25 protein-coding genes and 1 other annotated feature are annotated in these 23,605 nt (G+C 29.7%); of the genes, 7 read left to right on the top strand and 18 right to left on the bottom strand.

The window, feature by feature from the left end:
• Positions 1-65 precede the first annotated feature (65 nt).
• The 6 genes from CLLI_RS00130 to CLLI_RS00105 all read right to left on the bottom strand — a co-directional run bounded on the left by CLLI_RS00130 (position 66) and on the right by CLLI_RS00105 (position 7,354).
• Positions 66-1,106: a 3D domain-containing protein gene (locus tag CLLI_RS00130; RefSeq protein ID WP_106062262.1), complete on the bottom strand. Its 1,041-nt coding sequence runs from the start codon at positions 1,104-1,106 to the stop codon at positions 66-68.
• Between the two features lie 303 nt (positions 1,107-1,409).
• Positions 1,410-2,177 carry a TatD family hydrolase gene (locus CLLI_RS00125; protein ID WP_106062261.1) on the bottom strand — a complete coding sequence of 256 codons (768 nt, stop codon included), beginning with the start codon at positions 2,175-2,177 and terminating at the stop codon, positions 1,410-1,412.
• 30 nt (positions 2,178-2,207) lie between these two features.
• Positions 2,208-3,314 carry a DUF362 domain-containing protein gene (locus tag CLLI_RS00120; RefSeq protein WP_106062260.1) on the bottom strand — a complete coding sequence of 369 codons (1,107 nt, stop codon included), beginning with the start codon at positions 3,312-3,314 and terminating at the stop codon, positions 2,208-2,210.
• Positions 3,315-3,376: 62 nt separating this feature from the next.
• Positions 3,377-4,297 (bottom strand): glycoside hydrolase family 73 protein, encoded by a 921-nt coding sequence (locus CLLI_RS00115; protein WP_106062259.1) that lies wholly within the window; start codon positions 4,295-4,297, stop codon positions 3,377-3,379.
• A gap of 153 nt (positions 4,298-4,450) precedes the next feature.
• Complete coding sequence (gene metG, locus CLLI_RS00110) at positions 4,451-6,391, bottom strand: methionine--tRNA ligase (RefSeq protein ID WP_106062258.1); 1,941 nt, start codon at positions 6,389-6,391, stop codon at positions 4,451-4,453.
• A 79-nt stretch (positions 6,392-6,470) separates the two neighbouring features.
• Positions 6,471-6,708: a binding site (T-box leader), on the bottom strand.
• A 79-nt stretch (positions 6,709-6,787) separates the two neighbouring features.
• Positions 6,788-7,354 (bottom strand): uracil-DNA glycosylase, encoded by a 567-nt coding sequence (locus CLLI_RS00105; protein WP_106062257.1) that lies wholly within the window; start codon positions 7,352-7,354, stop codon positions 6,788-6,790.
• Positions 7,355-7,455: 101 nt separating this feature from the next.
• Between CLLI_RS00105 and CLLI_RS00100 the strand changes: the two genes are divergently transcribed.
• Complete coding sequence (locus tag CLLI_RS00100) at positions 7,456-8,829, top strand: MATE family efflux transporter (protein WP_106062256.1); 1,374 nt, start codon at positions 7,456-7,458, stop codon at positions 8,827-8,829.
• 74 nt (positions 8,830-8,903) lie between these two features.
• On the opposite strand, the gene CLLI_RS00095 is transcribed toward CLLI_RS00100, so the two are convergent.
• Positions 8,904-9,422, bottom strand: a complete 519-nt coding sequence (locus CLLI_RS00095) for a spore maturation protein (RefSeq protein WP_106062255.1) — start codon at positions 9,420-9,422, stop codon at positions 8,904-8,906.
• A complete protein-coding gene (locus CLLI_RS14385) occupies positions 9,349-9,504 on the bottom strand; it encodes a hypothetical protein (RefSeq protein WP_170063607.1) in 156 nt (51 codons plus the stop codon). The genes CLLI_RS00095 and CLLI_RS14385 overlap by 74 nt, the downstream gene beginning before the upstream one ends.
• 151 nt (positions 9,505-9,655) lie before the next feature.
• Between CLLI_RS14385 and CLLI_RS00090 the strand changes: the two genes are divergently transcribed.
• Positions 9,656-10,708 carry an RNA-guided endonuclease InsQ/TnpB family protein gene (locus CLLI_RS00090; protein ID WP_423236785.1) on the top strand — a complete coding sequence of 351 codons (1,053 nt, stop codon included), beginning with the start codon at positions 9,656-9,658 and terminating at the stop codon, positions 10,706-10,708.
• 141 nt (positions 10,709-10,849) lie between these two features.
• Here the strand turns inward: CLLI_RS00090 and CLLI_RS00085 are convergent, their stop codons facing one another.
• On the bottom strand, positions 10,850-11,425 hold the full coding sequence (locus CLLI_RS00085) for a nucleoside recognition domain-containing protein (RefSeq protein ID WP_106062254.1): 576 nt from the start codon (positions 11,423-11,425) through the stop codon (positions 10,850-10,852).
• 143 nt (positions 11,426-11,568) lie between these two features.
• Here CLLI_RS00085 and CLLI_RS00080 point away from each other — a divergent pair, with 143 nt between their 5' ends.
• Positions 11,569-11,811, top strand: a complete 243-nt coding sequence (locus tag CLLI_RS00080) for a metal-binding protein (protein ID WP_106062253.1) — start codon at positions 11,569-11,571, stop codon at positions 11,809-11,811.
• Between the two features lie 38 nt (positions 11,812-11,849).
• Here the strand turns inward: CLLI_RS00080 and CLLI_RS00075 are convergent, their stop codons facing one another.
• Positions 11,850-13,346 carry an N-acetylglucosaminidase gene (locus tag CLLI_RS00075; protein ID WP_106062252.1) on the bottom strand — a complete coding sequence of 499 codons (1,497 nt, stop codon included), beginning with the start codon at positions 13,344-13,346 and terminating at the stop codon, positions 11,850-11,852.
• A gap of 222 nt (positions 13,347-13,568) precedes the next feature.
• Between CLLI_RS00075 and rluF the strand changes: the two genes are divergently transcribed.
• Complete coding sequence (rluF, locus tag CLLI_RS00070) at positions 13,569-14,327, top strand: 23S rRNA pseudouridine(2604) synthase RluF (RefSeq protein ID WP_106062251.1); 759 nt, start codon at positions 13,569-13,571, stop codon at positions 14,325-14,327.
• Positions 14,328-14,364: 37 nt separating this feature from the next.
• Positions 14,365-15,384, top strand: a complete 1,020-nt coding sequence (locus CLLI_RS00065) for an AI-2E family transporter (protein ID WP_106062250.1) — start codon at positions 14,365-14,367, stop codon at positions 15,382-15,384.
• Positions 15,385-15,410: 26 nt separating this feature from the next.
• Here CLLI_RS00065 and ispF read toward each other — a convergent pair whose 3' ends face one another.
• Both ispF and CLLI_RS14380 read right to left on the bottom strand, forming a co-directional pair.
• On the bottom strand, positions 15,411-15,878 hold the full coding sequence (ispF, locus tag CLLI_RS00060; RefSeq protein WP_106062249.1) for a 2-C-methyl-D-erythritol 2,4-cyclodiphosphate synthase: 468 nt from the start codon (positions 15,876-15,878) through the stop codon (positions 15,411-15,413).
• Positions 15,879-16,032: 154 nt separating this feature from the next.
• Positions 16,033-16,200, bottom strand: a complete 168-nt coding sequence (locus CLLI_RS14380) for a hypothetical protein (protein ID WP_170063608.1) — start codon at positions 16,198-16,200, stop codon at positions 16,033-16,035.
• 605 nt (positions 16,201-16,805) lie between these two features.
• Between CLLI_RS14380 and CLLI_RS00055 the strand changes: the two genes are divergently transcribed.
• Positions 16,806-17,741: a polysaccharide deacetylase family protein gene (locus CLLI_RS00055; RefSeq protein WP_106062248.1), complete on the top strand. Its 936-nt coding sequence runs from the start codon at positions 16,806-16,808 to the stop codon at positions 17,739-17,741.
• A 399-nt stretch (positions 17,742-18,140) separates the two neighbouring features.
• Here CLLI_RS00055 and fsa read toward each other — a convergent pair whose 3' ends face one another.
• Positions 18,141-18,782 (bottom strand): fructose-6-phosphate aldolase, encoded by a 642-nt coding sequence (gene fsa / locus CLLI_RS00050; protein ID WP_106062247.1) that lies wholly within the window; start codon positions 18,780-18,782, stop codon positions 18,141-18,143.
• Positions 18,783-19,257: 475 nt separating this feature from the next.
• Between fsa and CLLI_RS00045 the strand changes: the two genes are divergently transcribed.
• The gene (locus CLLI_RS00045; RefSeq protein ID WP_106062246.1) at positions 19,258-19,500 is read left to right on the top strand and encodes an AbrB/MazE/SpoVT family DNA-binding domain-containing protein; all 243 of its coding nucleotides are present in this window, start codon (positions 19,258-19,260) and stop codon (positions 19,498-19,500) included.
• Positions 19,501-19,668: 168 nt separating this feature from the next.
• Here CLLI_RS00045 and CLLI_RS00040 read toward each other — a convergent pair whose 3' ends face one another.
• The 5 genes from CLLI_RS00040 to CLLI_RS00020 form a co-directional block, all read right to left on the bottom strand.
• Positions 19,669-20,766 carry a C40 family peptidase gene (locus CLLI_RS00040; protein WP_106062245.1) on the bottom strand — a complete coding sequence of 366 codons (1,098 nt, stop codon included), beginning with the start codon at positions 20,764-20,766 and terminating at the stop codon, positions 19,669-19,671.
• 169 nt (positions 20,767-20,935) lie between these two features.
• On the bottom strand, positions 20,936-21,781 hold the full coding sequence (gene rsmI / locus CLLI_RS00035) for a 16S rRNA (cytidine(1402)-2'-O)-methyltransferase (RefSeq protein WP_106062244.1): 846 nt from the start codon (positions 21,779-21,781) through the stop codon (positions 20,936-20,938).
• Positions 21,774-22,535 (bottom strand): tRNA1(Val) (adenine(37)-N6)-methyltransferase, encoded by a 762-nt coding sequence (locus CLLI_RS00030; RefSeq protein ID WP_106062243.1) that lies wholly within the window; start codon positions 22,533-22,535, stop codon positions 21,774-21,776. The genes rsmI and CLLI_RS00030 overlap by 8 nt, the downstream gene beginning before the upstream one ends.
• Before the next feature lie 146 nt (positions 22,536-22,681).
• Complete coding sequence (locus CLLI_RS00025; protein ID WP_106062242.1) at positions 22,682-23,158, bottom strand: PTS sugar transporter subunit IIA; 477 nt, start codon at positions 23,156-23,158, stop codon at positions 22,682-22,684.
• Between the two features lie 61 nt (positions 23,159-23,219).
• Positions 23,220-23,390, bottom strand: a complete 171-nt coding sequence (locus tag CLLI_RS00020) for a DUF362 domain-containing protein (RefSeq protein ID WP_106062241.1) — start codon at positions 23,388-23,390, stop codon at positions 23,220-23,222.
• Between the last annotated feature and the right edge of the window lie 215 nt (positions 23,391-23,605).

Below are 23,605 nucleotides of genomic sequence, written 5' to 3'. Positions count from 1 at the left end.
ACTAGATAATTTTGAAGTATATAGAAAAAAATAGGAGCCATTGGCTCCTTTTACATTGCTTCAATTTACTTCACTATATAAACATTTACCCATTTTACTCCCCAGTTATTTACTTCGTTATTAGAATCAAAGAATACATCTATTTTGTCACCTTTTATTGCTCCTCCAGTGTCTTCAGCTATTGCATATCCATAGCCTTCTACATATACTTTAGTACCTAGGGGAATTACTCTTGGGTCTACAGCTATAGAACTATATCCTCCGTTATTTCTTTTTGCTACAGTTCCTGTAGCTGTTATTCCATATCCATGATCTCCAGGTCCTTTACCTGTGGAAGCATAATCTGCCGTATAAGCAGTTGCCCTCATCCTCATAACATTTGAATAATGAACGCTACTACCACGAGAAGGAGTATATACTCCTAAGGTCCCCATAGCCACTAATTTTTCAACTGGCTTTTTGGTAACTACTTCACTAATTACTTTTTTAGAAACTTCTTTTCCGTTTTCATATACTACTCTTGTTGTTATAACTTTTTCCCCAGGCTTTCCTTCCTGGATTACTTTGTTTTTTCCTTCTTCTAAGTCATTATCCTTTTTTGTAACTGTAGCATAATCTATTGGTTTTGATTCTTTTATTATTTTAGTTTCCACCCTAGTAACAGCTACTGTTAATCCATCCTTTAATGGCTCATCTCTTGATGGCGAAACTTTATCATATTCATTGATTTTTATTCCTTCAGCAGAGAGCATTGTGCTTACATCATTTTCTGCAGAATGGACAGTTAGTTTCTTACCATCAACTTCTACTTCAACATTTACTGCCTTTTTGATGTATATTTTATCATTATTATTTATCTTACTGTCGAGGCCAATCGTTGTCTTGTCCTTTGGTCCTACTACAATATCATTTGCAGATAAAGCGTCTTTTAGATGTGTTCTAAAAGTAATTATCTTCTTCTCTTTACCATCTACGTAAACATACAAAGTCTTTCTTGTGTTAATTATTACAATTGTAGAAATCATCAAAATTAACAATACGATAAAGATTGCCTTAGGACCATTGGAAAAATAACTTTTCATAGAATTTTTAAATTTTTCCACCATAAAAACCTCCCTTTGGCAAAACGCATAGACAATTGAACATTATAACTATCAAATTACGTTTTGTCAAATTTCCTTAAAAATTTTGACTGCCTAATGCAACGCTGTGCATAAATATATAAAAAAATAATTGCGGTCTTAATACACTTGACAGCTCAAATCAGGTGGAATAACTTATCAAAAGTTATTATATTATATGCCTATTGTTTTTATTTTAATCATTTTCAAATAAAAAAGCTACCTTTCTGTTCCATTTAATTTGAATAAATTTACCTTCTTAATATTACACAAGGATATTTTACACTATTATTTTAAATTTAGCAACTCCTTAACATTTAAAATAGTCTGATGGCTTAAATCCTCTGGTGGTACCCCTTTAATTTGTGCCAATTTCTCTATTATATATTTTATATATTCAGATCTATTTCTCTTTCCTCTATAGGGAACTGGTGCCATATAAGGGCAATCAGTTTCAACTAAAATCCTATCTAAGGGCACTTCTTTTGCCACATCTATTATTTTCCTAGCATTTTTAAAGGTTACTACCCCCGTAAATCCTATGTAATAACCTAACTTTAAGCACTCTTTTGCAAACTCAGCACTGCCTGAAAAACAGTGTATTACCCCCCTTACTTCAGGAAACATCTTTAGAATTTCAAGAGTATCCCCATGTGCATCCCTATTATGTATTACTACTGGAAGGCTAAGCTCATGAGCTAATTTCATTTGTTTTATAAAAGCCCTTTTTTGCACTTCCCTTGGAGGATTTTCATCATCATAATAATCAAGACCTATCTCCCCAATGGCCCTTACTTTTTCATATTTGCTAAGCTTCCTTAATTCATCTATTACTAAATCATCTACAATATCTGCAAACTCCGGATGTATTCCTATGGCTGCATAAAAAAAACTATTTCCTTTAGCAAGTTTTACAGAATCCCTAGCCCCCTGTAAAGAAGCACCACAATTCAGCACTCCTACTATATTATTTTCTTTTAAATCTTTTATCACTAATTCTCTATCTTCATTAAAGGACTCGTCATCATAATGTGCGTGTGAATCAAATATATACATTAAAATTCCTCCTAAAATCCGTTTCCTTACTTATACAACTATTAATTCATATTCTTCTTTTCCCATTCCCATTTTTGCTCCATGAATTAAACCTGCTTCCCAATTTGTATTAGAATGAATATGAGTAAATTTATCCCCTTCATGATAATGTTTATCTTCAAGAATAGTATTATGCAACATTGGTGCTTTATTAACTAAATCTACACAAGCTTTGTCTAAGGCTATAGGATCAAAAGAAGCTGCTATACCTATATCAGGAACTATAGCCGTATCATTACTATCCCAGCAATCACAATTAGGAGAAACATTCATAATAAAATTTATATGAAAATTTGGTTTATCCTTTATTACTGCATAGGCATATTCAGCTATTTTTTCGTTAGCAATATCAGCAGACTCATTCCATATTACTTCAGCACCATCAAATTGACACATTGCCACACACTGACCACAGCCTATACACTTTTTATAATCTATTTCTGCCTTTTTATCTTTATCAAGGGTTATAGCTTTTTGAGAACACCCCTTAATGCACTGACCGCACCCTATACAGTTCTTCTTATTAATTTTAGGCTGAGATGCTGAATGCATTTCAAGCTTTCCGCCTCTTGAACCAGATCCCATTCCTAAATTCTTTATTGCACCTCCAAAACCTGTCATTTCATGCCCCTTAAAGTGGTTCATGGAAATTATTATATCTGCGTCTGCAATTGCTGCGCCTATTTTAGCTTTCTCACAGTGCTTCCCATGTATCTCTATTTCCCTATAATCTGTTCCTTTAATCCCATCTGCAATTATAATATTACACCCTACCGTAAGGGGATTAAATCCATTCTCCATTGCTGCTTCAAGATGCTCAATTGCATTAGCCCTTCTACCAGTATATAGGGTATTTGAATCTGTTAAGAAAGGCATCCCTTTTAATCCCTTGATTATTTGAACCATCCTTCTAGCATAATTAGGTCTTATATAAGCTAAATTTCCTGGTTCTCCAAAATGGATCTTTATAGCTACAAATTTATTCTTAAAATCTATATTCTCTATGCCTGCTTTTTTTACTAATCTTTCTAGCTTATCTAAAAGATTTAAGCCAGGTTTTGTCCTTAAGTCTGTAAAGTAAACCTTTGATTTTTCCATGCTTTATCACCTCATATATATTTATTTGCTTATAATAAATAATAATTTTACTAAATATTTTTTTATAAATCTCGTCCATTTTCATCGTATTTCCACAACTCATATCTCTCAATTAAGCTGCAAATTTTATCTACATATTTAGGATCTGTAGCATATCCTGCATTTTTTATAGCAGTTATTTGTTCTTTATAATTTGTAGCGTCGAATACCCCTGCTTTAGCATACCAAGGTCTTGTATATAAAAATTTGCCATGATCCTCAATGGATTCCTTAAAAGAAGGATAAACTCTCCACTCCGTCATGACTGGAACGTATTTTCCACCCACCCATTCCATTGTTGGCAATTCCATTTTTTCACCTGTCCAGTACTTATCCGCTTTTATACCAAAAATATTGTTACATTGTACCGCCTTATCACTTCTTCCCCAATTACTTTCTAATATTGCTTGTGCTATAGTAACAGATGGAAAAATGCCATAACTTTTATAAGTTTCTATGGCTCCAGGTGATACCATATCTATAAATTCATATTGAGGAAGTTTTTTGCCTCCATCCATATTATCACTTGGTAAAGAGTTTATTGTTTTAACCTTAATTGGACAAATTGATCCATTTTTTATCCATCCCTTACTATTTCCATCACTATTTATAACTAGGCAATATGCTTGTCCATAATTTAATTTACCTTTAGCTGTTACTTCAATTTTATTATCTATTATATTTATATCTATAGGAATACTATTCATATTACTATCCTTTATCTCTATAAACCCATCTTTTATTAAATTCTTATCTATCTTTTTAGAAAAACAGATTGTGAATTTTTTATCTATTGGTACATCATTGAATTCAGTAAATATTTTATAACTAGGATAATAATTATTCCAGTTGATATTATTTGAAGTTGCTGCTTCTACCTTTATATCAAAGGAAAAAAGAATTATAAATAAACAAAAAAACATCTTATAACGTATACCTTTCATGATTACCCTCCTATTATATATTACATAATTATCACTAGTATAGAAACCCAACTTTAATTATACTAAAGGTTGCATTAATTTTCCATAGCTTCATAAATTATCACCAAAAAAAATTAATTCCCTAGTATAGGAAATTAATTTTTTTATTTTACCTTATCTTACAACACTACCTGTTGGGAGTTCCTTTGGAATGGTAACTGCGAATAATTTGCTATCATCATCTGTTGAAGCAGCTAAGATCATTCCCTGTGAGATTTCTCCTCTTAATTTGGCAGGTTTTAAATTTGCCACAAGAACTACATATTTTCCAATTAACTCTTCTGGTTTATAATATTTTGATATTCCTGATATTACCTGTTTTTCTTCTCCACCTAAATCTACCTTTAATTTAAGAAGCTTTTTAGCTCCTTTTACTGGTTCACAATTTAGTACTTTTACTACCCTTAAATCTACCTTTTCAAAATCCTCTATGGTTATTTCTTCTTTCAAAGGCTGCATCTGTGCTTTTGGTGCATTAGCTTTCATTTGTTCTTCCTTTAGCTTATTTAATTCCTCAATTTTTGCTTCTACATCTATTCTTGGGAATATTGCTTCTCCTTTAACTATTTTACTTCCTGCCCTTGTGCCATCAAAAGATTTTATACTATCCCAAGTTGTAAGTTCTATATTTAACTGTTCATTTATTTTTATGCTAGTCTCTGGCAAGAACGGCGATATTAATACTGAAACTATTCTTAAGGTTTCTGATAAGTTATAAAGAATAGTTCCTAATCTTTCTTTTTTACTTTCATCTTTAGACAATATCCATGGTGTAGTTTCATCTATATATTTATTAGCTCTTCCTATAAGTGCCCAAATTTCATCTAAGGCCTCTGGGATTCTTAAATTATCCATGTGTTTTTCTACTTTTTTATGTGCATCTACTGCCATTTCTATTAAACTGTTATCTATTTCTTCTTTAGCTGATTGAGCTGGCATTACCCCTTGAAAATACTTTTCAATCATAGCTGTAGTTCTTGATAAAAGATTCCCTAAATCATTAGCTAAATCTGAATTTATCTTCTTTATAAATATTTCATTATTAAATATACCATCTGAACCAAAAGGTATTTCTCTTAAAAGATAATATCTTACTGGATCTGCTCCAAATTGGTTAACAAGTACTACAGGATCCACTACATTACCTTTTGACTTTGACATCTTGCCTCCATCAACTAGTAACCATCCATGTCCAAATACCTGCTTTGGTAAAGGTAATCCTAAAGCCATTAACATAATTGGCCAATATATAGTATGGAATCTTAAAATATCTTTACCAACAAGATGTACATCCGCTGGCCAGTACTTATTTAATAAATCCTCATTTCCGCTATTATATCCTAATGCTGTTATATAGTTAGCTAGTGCATCTATCCATACATATATAACATGTTTTTTATCAAAAGTTACAGGAATTCCCCAATCAAATGTAGTTCTTGAAACGCAAAGATCCTGTAATCCTGGTTTTAAGAAGTTATTTAACATTTCATTTTTTCTTGATTCTGGTTGAATGAATTCAGGATGAGATTCTATATATTCTATAAGCTTAGGTGCATATTTTGACATCTTAAAGAAATATGCTTCCTCTTTAGCTTTTTCTACTGGTCTTCCACAGTCAGGACATTTCCCATCTTGAAGCTGAGTTTCTGTCCAGAAAGATTCACAAGGTGTACAATACCATCCCTCATATTGGCTTTTATATATATCTCCTTGATCATATAACTGTTTAAAAATTTGTTGAACAGCTCTTACATGATAATCATCAGTAGTTCTTATAAATTTATCATAACTTACATTCATCATCTTCCATAAGTCTTTGATTCCTGCAACTATTTCATCTACATATTCCTTTGGTGCCACTCCTTTGGCTTCCGCTAATCTTTGAATTTTTTGTCCATGCTCATCTGTTCCTGTTAAAAACATTACATCATAACCTGTAAGTCTTTTAAATCTAGCTAATGCATCAGCTGCTATAGTTGTGTACGTATTTCCTATGTGTAAATTAGCTGATGGATAATATATAGGTGTAGTAATATAAAAAGTTTTCTTTTCCATGAAAACCCCTCCTTTATTTTAAATAAACTATAATCTTCCTTTAATTGTATAAAAAAAAGCCTCCATGCAGTATAAACTGCATAGAGGCGTATTTAACGCGTTACCACCCTAGTTCGTCTTATTTTCACAAATAAAACCTTATCAAGTGACTATATAATCACTCTGCAATATAACGGCTGCTTTCCGTATTACTCTACTTTAGTTTGGAGTAATATGCTCTGGGGCCATGTTCATAAACTTCTCTGTTACTGGCTTTCACCTATCCCAGTTCTCTTTTAAACAGTTCCATTTACTACTCTTCCCATCATTGCACTTCAAATTTAATGATAATATATATAAATTTTACTGTCAACTACTTTATTTCAAATATTATTTCCTCAATTCAATTTAAATATACTATGAATCTTTTTTTAATTCATCAAGCTTTCCTTTAACGCTTTTTAAGTCCTCCCAAAATAGTACTTTCTTACTCTCATCTCTAAAAAGAGCTGCTGGGTGAAAGGTTGCCATTATATAACACCCTTTTCTTTCCACCCATTTTCCTCTATCTCTGGTTATTCTCCAGTCTGCACCAAGTATATATTTCATGGCAGTAGATCCTAAACATACAATAACTTTGGGTTTTATTAAAGCTGTTTGATTTCTTAAATAGGGTAAGCAGGCTTCTGCTTCTTCTTCCCTAGGAGTTCTATTGTTTTCAGGTCTGCATTTACATATATTGCATATATAATAATCTCTTTCCCTTATTAAATCTAATGTAGTTAATCCTTTGGTAAGCAATTGTCCTGCCCTTCCAACAAAAGGTTTCCCAAGCCTATCCTCGTCAGCTCCTGGAGCTTCCCCTATAAACATAATCTTAGACCTAGGATTTCCATCTCCAAATACCATATTGTTACTGCTGTATTTAAGTGAACACTTATTACAATTTAAACATTCATTATAAAGTTCCTTCCACTTTAACAATTTTGTCACCTCAAATTGAAATTTTATATTATAATATTCATATCTATATTTTACTCTACTTATAATATTTGTAACAGTGAAAGTTTAAAGGGGATGACTTTATGTTTAATAGGGGGATTATAAAAGAAGTATTATCTTTGGCCTTACCAGCTGTAGGTGAAATGATTCTATATATGATGATATGGGTTTTAGATACAATGATGGTTGGTCAATATGGTGGACAAGTTGCCGTAAGTACCGTAGGTCTTAGCTCAGAGATAATGTATACCTTAAGTAATATTTTTATTGCCTATGGAATTTCCGTTGGAACTGTTTCCTTAATTTCTAGAAAATTAGGAGCTAATGAAAGGCATAGCGCCGAAGAATATGCAACTTTAGGATTACTAAATGGCTCCATTTTGTCTTTTTTAATATGCTTTAATGCTTTTATTTTTGCTCCTAAAATTTTATACTATGCTGGTGCTAGATCAAAGATTTTATCACAGGGAATAATCTATATGAAAATAACCTCTATTGGGTTGTTTTTTAATATGTTAATGAATATCCTAAATTCTATATTAAGGGGTTCAAAAAATACTAAGATACCCCTTGTTGCATCAATTATAATAAATATAGTAAATATATTTTTAGATTGGGCACTGATTTTCGGAAAATTTGGTTTCCCTGAATTGGGTATAAAAGGAGCTGCTATAGCCACTGCCATATCTCATATAAGTGGATTTACTTTTATAGTTTTTTATACAATAAAATTCTCAGAAATAAAACCTAGATTTAAATATATTCAAAATTTAAAAATGAGTAAATTAAAGAGATTACTTAAACTGTCTATACCTTCCTCCCTCCAAGAGGCAGCCTTTAACTTAACACGACTATTAGGCACTGTAATGATTATGTACATTGGTGGAGTAGCCTTTGCTGCAAATCAAATAACCACTACAATAGAATCAATTTCATTTATGCCTGGTTCTGGTTTTGCAATTGCAGCAACTACTTTAGTTGGTCATAAAATCGGTGAAAACAAAATACATGAAGCCAAACACTACGCATATGTTTGTACTGTTTTAGGCACTATTATAATGATGCTTTGTGGTTTAACATTCCTATTGTTCCCTAAATTTCTTATTTCACTTTTTATAAACAAATCAGAAACAGATGTAATAAATTTAGGTACCATATGCCTTACAATAGCTTCACTAGAGCAAACCCCAATGGCTATTTCTATGATACTTGGCGGCTCCTTAAAAGGTGCTGGAGACACCAAAACTCCTTTTATAGTATCATTAATTTCCAGCTGGCTTATTAGACTTCCACTTATGATATATTTTATATATTTATTAAAGGCATCAGTCACTTATGTTTGGTGGATTACATCTATTCAATGGATTATAGATGCAATAATTATGGTTATTTTATTTAAAAAAAGATTTAATCAGCTTATTTTAAAATCAGATAATAAAGTACAGATGACAGAATAGTTCACAAAACTACATTAAAAAATGGCCCTATGTTTATAATAAAATCCATAGGGTTTTAATTTCATATTATATTATTAGTAAAAGATAAAGGTCACTACTATAACTGCCATAACTATTGCTGTTAAATCTGCAATTATAGCTGCCCAAAGAGTATGTCTAATCTTTTTTATGCCTACTGCTCCAAAATAAACTGTGAGAGTATAGAATATTGTTTCTGTAGATCCCATTATTGTAGATGCTATTCTTCCGACATAGCTGTCTGCCCCATAGTTATTTATTATATCCGTAAACACACCTAGTGCACCACTGCCAGATAGCGGCTTTATTAATGCAAGGGGTACTACCTCACCTGGCAATCCTATATATTTTACTATAGGATTTACTAAGCTTATTATATAATCTAATGCCTTAGATTCCCTAAGTACAGTGACTGCAAGTATCATGGCTAATAAATATGGAAAAATCTTAAAGCATATAGTTACACCATCTTTAGCTCCCTCTATGAAACACTCATATACTTTAACACCTTTCAACATGCCATATGTTATTATTAAAATAATTATCACTGGTATTATTATGTTCCCTATATTCATCCAATCGTGGCAAGGATACTCCAACTTCTATAAGTGGGGGAGAAATTGCCACTTGCCGACAGGCAACTCCATAACTTGCCACTTATACACCTCGCTTTCTTATTGTAATACCTTCACTAATATGATATAACTATATTAATTAGTGAAAAGGAGTTGATATTATAAAAATCACTATAACATCTAAAATACAAATATATCCTACTCATGAGCAAATAGAAATTTTAAATAATACAATGTTCCAAATAAGAAAAGCATTAAATTATATATCTAAATATATCTTTGATAATAATTGCTTAAATCAAAGTAAGATAAATACTGATACTTATTATTATTTAAGAGAAACTTATAATTTAAAATCTCAAATGGCTCAAAGTTGTATAAAAACTGCTATTGCTAAATATAAAACTAACAAGTCCAATGGACATGATTTTAATTTAGTGCAGTTTAAAAATTTAGAATATGACCTTGTTTGGAATAGAGATTATTCTTTAACTAAAAATATATTCTCTATTAATAGCCTACACGGTAGACTTAAAATACCTTATGAAACTAAAGGTATGGAAAAATATTTTGATGGTTCTTATAGCTTTGGTACTGCTAAATTAGTATATAAACATAATAAATATTTTTTACACATACCAATGACTAAAGATTATCCTCAAACTACACCTTTTGAAATCAATAAAATTGTAGGTATCGACCTTGGCATCAACTTTTTAGCAACTACCTATGACAGTTATGGCAAAACCACTTTTTACAATGGTAGGCATATAAAAGCTAAAAGAGGTCATTATAAAGTTTTAAGAAAACAGCTACAAGAATGTGGCAGTAAATCGGCAAAACGTAGAATTAAATCTATTGGTTCAAGAGAAAACCGTTATGTTAATGATATTAACCATACCATTACAAAGGCACTCGTTGATAAGTATGGAGCAAATACATTGTTTGTTCTTGAAGATTTAACTAACGTTAGAACTGCTACTGAAAAAGTAAATATAAATAATAGATATGTTTCTGTATCTTGGTCTTTCTATCAATTTAAGCAACTACTTGAATATAAGGCTCAGATGAATAACTCTATACTTATAGTAGTTAATCCTAAATATACAAGTCAAACTTGCCCTAAATGCGGACATACTGAAAAAGCAAACAGAGATAAGAAAAAACATATCTTTAAATGTAAAAATTGCAACTATCAATCTAATGATGATAGAATTGGAGCAATAAATCTTTGGAGAAAAGGTCTTGAATATATTGAAAGTAACTCCAAAGAGCATAGCGAGTAAACTTGCCATGTTGCGGTGGTGTCAATCACCGTATCGTAACCTACGTTTGAGATGGGAGATATTTTGTATCGTTAGTACCATGTGTAGTAGAGTTACAAGCCCCCATTTCTAAAGTGGGGTGTAATTGACACATTCCTCCTGCTAAGAATACTTCTGTAATATTTTACAGCTTATAACCCCAACTAATGCAGCAGTTCCTGTAGTTAATATAGCAGGTAATATTATCTCTGCTGGGCTATTAGATCCTGAGGCTGCTCTTATGGATATTACAGTTGTAGGTATAAATTGTATGCAGGCACCATTTAATACTAAGAATAAGGCCATATCATTGGTAGAAGTGTCTTTATTACTATTTAGCTTTTGCATATTTTCCATAGCTTTAATTCCAAAGGGTGTGGCCGCATTAGATAATCCCATCATATTAGCTGTAATATTCATAACTATGGCCCCTAAAGCCTCCTCATCTCTACCTTCTTTTTTAAATATTAATCTTAAGACAGGCTTCAGCACCTTAGCTATTTTATCAGTCAAACCGCTTTTTTCAGCTATTTTCATAACTCCACACCATAGACACATTGTCCCTAAAAGCTTAATTGTTAATTCAACAGTAGAATTGGCGGAAGTTAGTATGGCTTTAGAGATAATGTCTCCCCTTCCAGTAGCTAATCCTATAATAATGCCAAAACTTAAGATACAAAACCAAATATAATTTATCATTTACCCCTCCTGCTAAATATTTATAAACCTTGTAATTATTACTCATTTAATGTATATGTACAATGCCGCCTTTGTATTGCAATTAATTTTTAATAGTGTTACCATGTATGATGTATATAAATTTGTTGTATTGGAGGATTCCTATGACCATAAAGGAGATAATGAAATATATTGAAAGTGAATATAATATTATAAATAGTACCCCTTGTGAGGTTTGTGGGGGAGAGTATTTTGCAGATAATTTACAAATAGATCTTATAGATGGAATACCTTATGATGTATGCAGCTGTGTGTGTTCACACTGTGGTCACGAAAAGACATTTGAATTCTATGCACCTTTTGTAGATGAGAAAGACAAAAAAAAATTAAAAAATGCTCTTAATTAAAAATATTGGCTTATCCTTATAAGGATAAGCCATTTATATTATTCTTTATACTTAGGTACTTCAAATATTAAAGTGGGATTTTTACATTGGTCAAGTAAAGCTTTAATATTTTTCACTTGTTTATATGCCCAGCCTATATCTGCTGCGTATTGATAGGTACCGGGTGCAACTGGATTCCATTTCATTTTATATAAAGTATCCCTTTTTTCTGTAGGATTATTGATATATTTTTCTGCTATATATTTAGCTCCACCTATTATGGCAGCTTCTGGAGTAAACCATCCTTCATTATAGGCATATTCTGAACCGTATTTTTCTGGATCTGAATCGTAAGCCTTAACTCCATACATATTATAAACTATCTTTTTACCTTGAGGCCCGTCCACTTCAATACCATTAGCAAGTTTAGAAGTCCCATTTCCAGTTTCATGCAAAACATGAGAAACTAAATACACTGAACTTATATTATTTTCTTTACCTGCTTCCAAAAATGCCTTACCTGTGTTTTCCAATATACCCTTGCCTTTAAGTATATTATTTACATCCTCCTCTGTTATGCTGTCATCCACATAATTTAACTTTAAAAATATATATTTACCATCATCGTCTGTAAAATTATTAGGATTTAAATAATATCTAATTTGATTATTACTTGCTCCTACCCAAGAAGAAGGCCCTTCATCTGTTACTGAGACCCCCGGTTTTGCTTGGTTACTTAAAACATCCTCTAAACTTTTATCATAATTTACTTTGGTTACACCTTCATTACTTATATCTTTAACACATCTAAAGTAATCTATATAATAATTATCAAAATCTGTATTGTCATCCGAATATGCCCCTTTTATATTAGCTCTTTTCACATATATTAAAACCTTATACTTTTCTCCATCTTCCCCTGCATCGAATAGTTTATTAGAAGCTATCTTACCATTGGCAGCATATGTATATCCATTAGTTATCTCTTCATAAGGTGCATAGTTATCGGTCTTATATGTATATTTACTAACATATATCCTATATTGCACTGGAGAGTCTACAGAAGAATTTAAATAAAAAGTTTGATTTTGATTAGGCAATATTGGCTCATATTGCATTTTTACTCCTGTGATCTTAGGAAGATTTTCATAATTTGACATATCTGAATATCTATCTACTATTGTAAACTTCATTCTAGCGGGTTGTACTAAATTCTTTCCTCCCAAGGATTGAACTCCTGTACCTAAATTCAAGTAATAAGTGTTAGCTGGAATATATCCTTCTGTTTTTGGAATTACTATAACGCTATCATCAGTCCCTCCAGGCATTATACAAGTGTTTATTTTATTTCCTTTTGAATCTGTTACAGTTACATTATCATTATTAATGGTTTCCTTATTTAAGCTAAAGTTAAATTTAATTGTCCACTTTTTATCCATAGAAATATTTGTTTTTGTTTCTAATTCTTTAATAGAACTGTCCGCAGCAAATACCCTGCCTGTAAATATCATACTTGTAAATGTTAATGTTAATATAATATCTCTTAAGATTTTCATCAAAACTTACCCCCCTATGCAAAAATATTCTATATAATAATTATACGAAATATTCTACATTTTTACCATAAAGATTAATTTATTAGTAATAGATATATTAGAATTATCTAAACTTCAAGAAGGTACTTATAAATTAAATATGGTATAATAATATCCATTAAAGATAATGGTATAGGTCATGATAAAAACTAACCTTAGCCGGAAATGAGGTTTTATTACTATATGAATGATAATATGCAACATAATGATAAAAATCAAATAAGAATAAATAAATTTATTAGTGAAAAAGGTATTTGCTCTAGAAGAGAAGCTGATAAACTTATAGCTGATGGAAAAGTCACAATAAATGGTGAAGTTGCTCTTACTGGATCAAAGGTATATCCCAAAGATGAGGTTAAATTAAATGGTAAAATTATAAGTAAAAGGCCTAAATTAGTATACATAGCATTAAATAAACCTGCAGGGATAACCTGTACTACTGAAAGAAAAGTAAAGGATAATATTATTGACTTTGTTAATTATCCTAAAAGAATATTTCCTATAGGAAGGCTGGATAAGGATTCTGAAGGTTTAATATTTCTTACAAATGATGGAGACATAGTAAATAAAATTTTAAGGGCAGGAAATAACCATGAAAAAGAATATATAGTGACTGTTAATAAACCTATAACAAATGAATTCATAAAAAAAATGTCTTCTGGTGTGAAAATACTTAATACAGTAACAAATCCTTGTAAAGTGTACAAAGAAGGTAAATATATGTTTAGAATTATACTTACCCAAGGGCTAAATAGACAAATTAGGCGTATGAGTGAAGCCCTAGGCTATAAAGTTATTAAGCTAAGAAGAATACGAATTATGAATGTAACCCTTTCAAATATCCCTCTAGGCAAATGGCGATACATTACGGAAGATGAAATGAATAAAATAAATAAGTTGGTGGAAAACTCCGTAAAAACTGAAGAAGCATCCAAATTATAATTATATACAATTTTATATACAGAGGAGAAAAATCACTATGGAAGCGTTAAAAGGATTAATGAAAAAGGACTTTACAAAAAGGATTTTAGTATTTCTAACAATAGTTTTGTTTTTTTACTTATTAAGAGATTTTCTAGACTTAATATTATTAACATTTTTATTAACTTATCTTATATATAGCCTTCAGCATTTTATAGTAATGAAAATAAATAATCACATTCATATTAATGAAAAATTTGTTACTATACTATTATATTTATTTTTGCTTACAGCATTTTCTTTATTTATCTATAAGTATGTGCCTATAATAATAAATCAAAGTGTAGATATTTTAAAAGAATTCAGTGAATTTAAAACTAATACTAAAAAATATAATATAGAACAATACCTAACGCCTATATTTAAGCAAATAAATATTGATGCTTACTTAAAAAGCAGTACTAATTTTTTAATAAAATTTGCTACCAATATAGGAAAATGGGGATTTAATATTGTAATAGCTTTTGTTTTAAGTACTTTTTTTATGCTGGAGAAAAAGGAAATAGGTAAATTTTTAGATAGATTTAAAGATAGCAAACTAAAGGGTTTTTATGAATACACCAAGTACTTCGGTATAAACTTCCTAAACTCTTTTGGAAAGGTAATTCAAGCTCAGATTTTAATTTCTATTATAAATACTACATTATCTGTAATAACCTTAAGTATATTGAATTTCCCCCAACTTCTCAGCCTAGGATTAATGGTATTTTTATTTGGTTTAATACCTGTAGCAGGAGCCATAATGTCCTTTATACCTTTGTCCATAATAGCTTTTAATATTGGAGGATTTCCAAAAGTATTATCTATAGCTGTAATGGTAGGCATGTTACATGCATTAGAAAGTTATGTATTAAATCCAAAACTTATGTCTGCTAAAACTCATTTACCTGTATTTGTTGTATTTTTGGTTCTTATAATATCTGAACACTTTCTGGGAGTATGGGGACTGCTCATAGGAATACCTTTATTTATTTTCTTATTAGATCTATTAAGTATATCAGCCAATGATAAAGGATAGGTAAAATGTTATCTATCCTTTACTTATTAGTCTATAAGACAAATGCCTTGGGCAGCTATACCTTCACCTTTCCCCGTAAATCCTAATCCCTCCTCTGTAGTAGCTTTTACATTTATCATATCTATTGATATATCTAGTACTCCAGCTATATTTTCCCTCATTTTTTCAATATATGGGGAGACTTTAGGATTTTGGGCTATTATTGTAGCATCAACATTTATAATTTTATATCCATTATGTCCTATTAAATTCTTTACTTCTTCTAAAAGCTTCATACTATTTATGTTCTTATACTTTACATCACTATCAGGAAAATGCTTACCTATATCACCTAAAGCTGCAGCTCCTAATAAACTATCCATTATTGCATGCAACAATACATCTGCATCAGAGTGCCCTAATAGTCCTTTTCCATAGGGTATATGCACTCCTCCTATAATAAGGTTTTTTCCTTCAACCAATCTATGAACATCATATCCTGTACCAATTCTCATATTCATTCTCCCTTCTATTTTAACATATTATATTTATATAAGTATATATTAAGATAATCAAGTAGGAAAGGCGTAGAAAAAAAGACACATAAAATATATGTGCCTTTATCTATTTACTATACTTTATGCGCTGTCATATACTGCAATTTATATTCTAGGATATATTTTTTCTGTAAATGATTACATTCTTAGGTGTGGAAACTCTTTTATTTAAATGAAATATGGCTTTTACTCTATTTATGATCCTTCTATAGAAACTTTTATTTCTATTTTTGCTATTGTGCATTTTTGAAAAATCAACATAGATTACATTATCTTTCATCTTTGTCACACCCTTTAACAATTTATTTTATATTATAATAATATCATAAAATATACAAATTGTTAAGAAAATTCTTAAAATATAATATTAACTTAGAAAAATATGCACTTAAAAAAATTATTTAAGTGCATATATCAATTTAAAATGATATAATTTTGGTAATCATACTAGTATATTGTTACATCAATGGGCTATACAGTAACATACTTTATTATATTTAAATATTATGAATTTTGATACTTAACCTAGATATAATAATTATTAAAAATACTTTATTGAAATTTATGATAAGTTGTATCATAAATCTATAGTTTGTCCACATATTATCCACATTTCTGTGGATAATGTGTATAATATTTTTCTATATAGTAAAATCTATATAAAATATGTAATAAAAATTTATGTATAATAACCTATATTCCTTATATTTAGCTCTACAATATTAAAAATCAACATTAATTTCACAAGTTATGCACAGCTAAATTGTGGACAATGTTAATAAGTGTATTGTTACACATACAAATTACTTCCATATATTAAAAAATAACTTATGAGAATGCTTAAGAATCAATATGTACATCACTTTTTATTGAGAGGTGAAAAAAATGTTACCCAATCCAGCTAAAAAGTACCAAATACTCCTTATTATCTTCATATTTTCTTTTTTATTTGCATCATGCTCTAAAAAACTCAATAATACTACAGAAGATAGCTTGAAAAATAATAATACACAGGTTATCAACAAAGAAATTAACATTGCTGAGGAAAATAATAAATATGGCTATGTAAACGACAACATGGAACCTTCTATAAACAAAGAAAGTGGATCTAATAATAGAACTTTTACAGGATCTAATTTAAAATATAATACTAAAGGTATTCCTGTATTAATGTATCATTCAATAGATTATGAAAAAGGAAATGAATTAAGGGTACCAAAAGAAAAATTTAGACAGCAAATGTCTTTACTTAAAGAAAAAGGTTATACTACCCTTACATTAAATGAATTGTATGGATTTTTCATCAATGGTAACCCTATACCAGAAAAATCTGTAGTAATAACCTTTGATGATGGTTATGTAGACAATTATTACAATGCCTATCCTATATTAAAAGAATTCCACTTTAATGCAGTGGTATTTGTAATTACAAATAATATAGATAAAGTAAAAAATTATTTAACCTCCGATCAAATTATAGAATTAGATAATAATGGTGTAGAAATTGAAAGCCATACAGTAAATCACGAGAAGCTTTCTACATTAGGTTATGATAAACAATTTGAAACCTTAAAAAATTCAAAAGAATTTTTAGAAAATCTCTTAAATAAAAGTATAGATTATATTGCTTATCCTTATGGGGATTGGAATAAAAATACTCTATTAGCTGTTAGAAATGCTAACTATAAAATGGCTTTTTCTACAAGCGGCACCTGGTCGGATAAAAGTGATGGTATATATACTTTAGATAGAGTATATGTTAGTGCTGATTTTGATATAAATGAATTCGAGATAAGACTAACAAATAGAAATTATAAATAACCAGCCTCTATTTAAGACTTTTCTATATATTAAGTTTACAGAAAATATTATTTTTCGACAATATGAAATAAACCAAATTTTAATCAATTATGCATCAAAAAATTGAATTTATTATATCTGTCCACACTCATTAACTTAATTCATAATGTTATCCACAGTTTTTGTGTATAACATTATGAATATTAGTCTTTGATTTGCTTAAATTATAAGTACTTATCAACATTATTCACATTACTCACATTTTTGCTGTTGATAACTTGTCTACTAAGCTGTGGAATAATTAGACAAGATATAATTGATTTCTTTCAATTGTTTATTTATTTTTACTTTATAACAATGTTTTCACTTACAATTAATTGAAATATTTTATTAATTAAATTAATACATTAATCTTAAATCTTATTTCATGCTTTTATAATCCTCTAAAAATTTTTCTATACCTATATCTGTTAAAGGGTGTTTCAACATTTGAGTTAATACCTTATATGGTATAGTAGCAATATCTGCTCCAACTTTTGCACATTCTAATACATGCATTGGAGTTCTTATACTAGCAGCTATAATCTCAGTATCTATTCCGTATATACTAAATATTTCAGCTATATCGCTAACAACTTCAATTCCACCATTTCCTATGTCATCCAATCTCCCTACAAAAGGACTAACAAAACTTGCTCCTGCTTTTGCAGCAAGTAATGCCTGTTGTGCTGAAAATATTAAAGTAACATTGGTCTTTATATTCTTCTTACTTAATCTATTTACAGCTTTAAGCCCTTCTTCACACATAGGTATTTTTATTACTATATTTTTATGTATTTTAGAAAGCTCCATTGCTTCTTTTACCATACCTTCTGCCTCTAAGCTTATAACTTCTGCACTAATAGGTCCATCAACTATAGAGCATATTTCTTCAACAACCTCTTTTAAATCTCTTCCTTCCTTTGCAATTAATGAAGGATTAGTAGTAACTCCATCTAGTATCCCCCATTCTGCTACCCTTTTGATTTCTTCCACATTGGCTGTATCAATAAATATTTTCATTTATAAATCTCCCCTTTCAGGTTTTTTATATAATCATTATATCACATTAATAATTTTTATATTTTATAAAATTAATATGCACTACTTTTTATATTTATTTATATATAACATTTTATAGTTCGATATTTTTCGCATAAGTCCCATTAAGTTACTATTTTTTTAATAATACTCCAATATATTGTTCTTTATATAATAGCATATATTTTGCCATATACTTCTTTAAATCTCTATATGCTTTGGTGTATAAGTGCTTGGTCTATTAGTAAAAAAATGTATTTCTATTTCAAAAGCATATTGACATTTGTATAAATTGGTAGTATAGTTACATTAGATGGAATTACATGAGAAATTTGTAATATTATAAAATAATTCATAATTTACATATTGACTTTTAATGGCACCTATGGTATTGTTTTATAAGTAATATGTCGAATTATGCAATTTAATAATTTAAATTATAAGGAGGAACTTCATAATGAAATCAACTGGAGTTGTAAGAAGAGTAGATGAACTTGGTAGAATTGTTATCCCAATAGAATTAAGAAGGACTTTAGATATTGCTGAAAAAGATGCTTTGGAAATTTATGTTGATGGAGAACAAATCATACTAAAGAAATATGAACCTGCTTGTATTTTCTGCGGAGATGCAAGAGATGTTGTTAATTACAAAGGTAAAAACATTTGTAAAAATTGTTTAAAAGAATTAAAAAGCGAGTAATTAAGTATTAAAATATATATCATTCTTTGTTTCCCACATGTTTTCATGTGGGTCTTTTTATTTTCCATATGCTTATGCTAAGTATATTTTATAAATTAACAGTGAAATAAAAAAAATCCAACACCTTATGAAAATGTTGGAAAATATATTTATCTAATTATATAGAATTTATCTTACCCTTCTTCCTCCGCTAAAATCTGATCTATTCAAAGGAGATATTTTAACTACATCTCCTGTTTTTGGAGCATGAATATAGCAGTTATCTCCTACGTATATTCCTACATGATGTGCAGCAGGATATCCAAAGAAAACTAAATCCCCTGGTTGTAATCCATCTCTTGATACTGCTGTGCCTACATTCTGCTGGTCTTCTGATACCCTTGGTAAATTCACTCCAAAATGCCCGTACACATATTTTACATAACCCGAACAGTCAAAGGTGCTAGGTCCATTTCCTCCCCATTCATAAGGTGTCCCCAAAAAGTTTGATGCATATGCAACTATAGCATTAGATGATATAGTTGTAGATCCTCTTGAAGGAGTATATTTAGGTACTGACTTTCTTGCATTTTCAATTTGTGACATAGCTGAATTTATGTATGATTGTGATTCATCAATTTTTGAAGCATACATCCTTTCTTGATTATTTAGCTCAGCTATCAATTTATCTTGTTCTTGCTTTTTACTATTTATTTCTGATAATTTTTTTTCATTATCTGCCTTAAGGGCTAATAACTTATTATTTTCATTATTTAAAACTTCTTTTTTCCTCTCTATAGCTACTTTCTTATCGTTAAGATCTGCAATTATTTTATTATCTAATTCTATAATCTTTTTAACTGCCTCTGCGTTGGATATTAAATCACTTAATCCTTTAGAATCTAGTAGTATATTTAAATAGCTTCCTGTACCACTTATATACATTGCTCTAACTCTTTTATTAAATAAATCTTGTTTATCTTTTATATCGTTTTCAGCCTTCACAATATCCTTTTCTACAAGTTTTATATCATCCTGAGTTTTTGAAATTTTCTTTTTTGTATCTCCTATGTTATTCATAAGCCCTTCAATTTGGCTATCCGTCTTTTCTATATTTACCTCTAGATCTTCTCTCTTTTTCTGAACATCCTTTAATGATTTAGTATTATCCTGAACTTTTTGCTGCTGAATCTTTATCTGTTCAGATAGCGGTTCTGCTAATACTGACGCATTTAATGTTGTAACCATTGTTAATGCCGTAATAACAGACACTAGTTTTTTATTCACCTCAACACCCCCTGAAATTTTTAAAGCAAGTAATTTTGTATTTTTTTTTAAGATTATGTATTTTTTATGTCTATTTTATTATAACATCTCTTCATGAAAAATCTCAATGTAAAAATGTGCATTTATTATAAAATATTATCTACTTTTTAAATATTCTATAAAATCTATACTAAATGTCCAAAGAATACTTATACACTTCAGACTTTGATAGCTTTCTATCTTTAGCAGTTTTTTTAATAGCTTCCTTTTTGCTTAAGCCTTCATCTATATATTTTAATATATGCTGTTCTATAGTAAGACCTTCCCATTTTGAAGCTTTTTCTCGTTCTATATCCTTTTCACTTTTCCCTTCTACAATAAGTACATATTCTCCCCTTGGATTATTAATTTTATAATGTTCTATAGCATCCTCAATTGTAAATCTTATGATTTCTTCATGAAGTTTTGTTAATTCTCTACATATAGATATTCTACGTATTCCTATATTCTCCTTTAAAAATTCTAAAGTATTTATTAATCTATGAGGTGCTTCATAAAATATTAAAGTTTCTTTTCTATCTTTTACTTCCTCTATAACTGCCTTTTTATCTTTATTATCCCTTGGAAGAAAACCTATAAATAAAAATTTGGTAGTATCCATACCTGAATAAACAAGGGCAGTAATAGCAGCAGTGGCCCCTGGAAGTACCTCAAAATCTAAATTTTCTTCTATACATTTTGAAATAATAACACTGCCAGGGTCTGATATTCCAGGTGTACCAGCATCACTTACCAAGGCTATATTTTTACCTTCTTTAAGCATTTCTATTAAGTTATCACTTTTACCTTGTTCATTATGTTGATGATAACTTATCAATGTTTTTTTTATATTATAATGATTTGTAAGTTTTAGAGTTTGTCTTGTATCTTCTGCAGCTATTATATCCACAGAATTCAAAACTTCTAAAGCTCTTATAGTTATATCCTTTAGATTTCCTATAGGTGTTGGTACTACAAAAAGTTTTCCATTAGTCATGGCTATCCTCCATTTTACCATAAATCATATTTATTTCTTCTGTATATTTCCCATTTTCATCATATACATATAAGGTATTTTGCCACTTTAAAAACTTTCCTCCATTTTTTTGTCCTTCAATTAGTAGTAAATTAGGTACCTTATTTATATTGGGCTGAACCATTCTTATTAATTTAGGTTCTATTTTATACTTTCTCATTGTACATAATACATCTGCTATTCTCTCAGGTCTGTGAATCATAAATAGCTTTCCATTATCTTTTAAAAGAATACTTGACGCCTTTATTACATCATCTAATGTACAACATATCTCATGTCTAGCTATGGCATTTTTATTATTCTCATTTATTATACCTGAATTTTGCAGCTTATATGGTGGATTAACTGTTACTACATCCACTTTCTCAATGGCTTTTAATAATTCTTCATTTTTTAAATCTCCATGTATAAAGTTTATTTTATCTTGAAGATTATTATATAAAACACTCCTATTACTCATTTCCACCATATCACTTTGTATCTCTATTCCAGTTATATGATCTATTTCGTTTTTCCCAGCTATTATAAAAGGTATTATACCTGTACCGCTGCATAAATCTACAATGCAATCTTTTTTCTTTACTTTAGCGAAGTTAGCTAATAGCACAGCATCTACTCCAAATCTAAACCCGCTTTTTTTCTGTATTACACAAATTTCTTTTAACTGTAAATCGTCTAAGGTTTCATCTTCTCTAACTAATTTATTTTCTAACATAAAAATATTCCCTTTCTAATATAACTTCCATTAATATTATTAGCTAATTACCTTAGAATGTCAATTTTATTATAATCTATATAACAAAAAAAGAAACAAATAATCTTTACTATTATTTGCTTCATAATTATTAATAGTATATTTGTTTATAAAATATAGGTTAAAATCACATCTTCAGCTGCTTTTACATCTACATTTGTATTACAGGTAATTTCTCTAACATCTTGGGAATTAGTTATTATTATTGGAGTTATTAAGGAATACCCTTTGCTTAAAATAAAATTTCTATCTATTTTTATTACTGGATCTCCAGCTTTTAAAAGGTCTCCTTCTTTAACTAAAGGCTTAAATCCATGGCTGTCTAAGCCTACTGTATCTATACCTATGTGAACTAAAATTTCTACTCCATTATCTAATATCATACCAAAGGCATGATTAGTATTAAATAATAAGCTCAATCTGCCATCTGCAGGAGCTACAACTATATCACCTGTAGGTTCTATTGCTACACCTTCTCCGGCCACTTTCTTTGAAAAAACTCCATCTTCTACTTTTTCTAAATCTATAACTCTACCATCTACAGGGGCTATAATTGAAAAATTCTTTCTTAAGAATTTTAACATAATAACCCTCCATAAATATATTAATTCATAAAAAAGACCACTTTCACAGTGGCCTTTTCTATTATTCTTGAACTGGTGCTCCCACTGGGCAAACATTAGCACAGTTTCCGCAATCGATACAAGCATTTGCATCTATAACGAACTGAGTATCCCCCTGGCTTATAGCATTAACTGGGCATTCTGAAGCGCATGCTCCACAACTTATACAAGTATCTAATATTTTATATGCCATAATATGTACACCTCCTTAACGTTTTGGACAAGTATATCCGCTTTATATTTTACCACGTTTATAAAAATTTTTAAAGTGATTTTTATAAAATGTTTGTGTCAAGTTAAAGTGGGCAATTTATTTTTTGAATTTTTCCCATTATAAATTCAGTTGAAAATTTTATCCAATAGGGCTTCGCCCGCGGCCCGAAAGGGCGTACTTATCCCCTTAATTTT

It is taken from the genome of Clostridium liquoris (genome assembly GCF_002995785.1).
GTDB lineage: Bacteria > Bacillota > Clostridia > Clostridiales > Clostridiaceae > Clostridium_AO > Clostridium_AO liquoris.
This window is presented reverse-complemented; position numbering and strand designations above follow the sequence as displayed.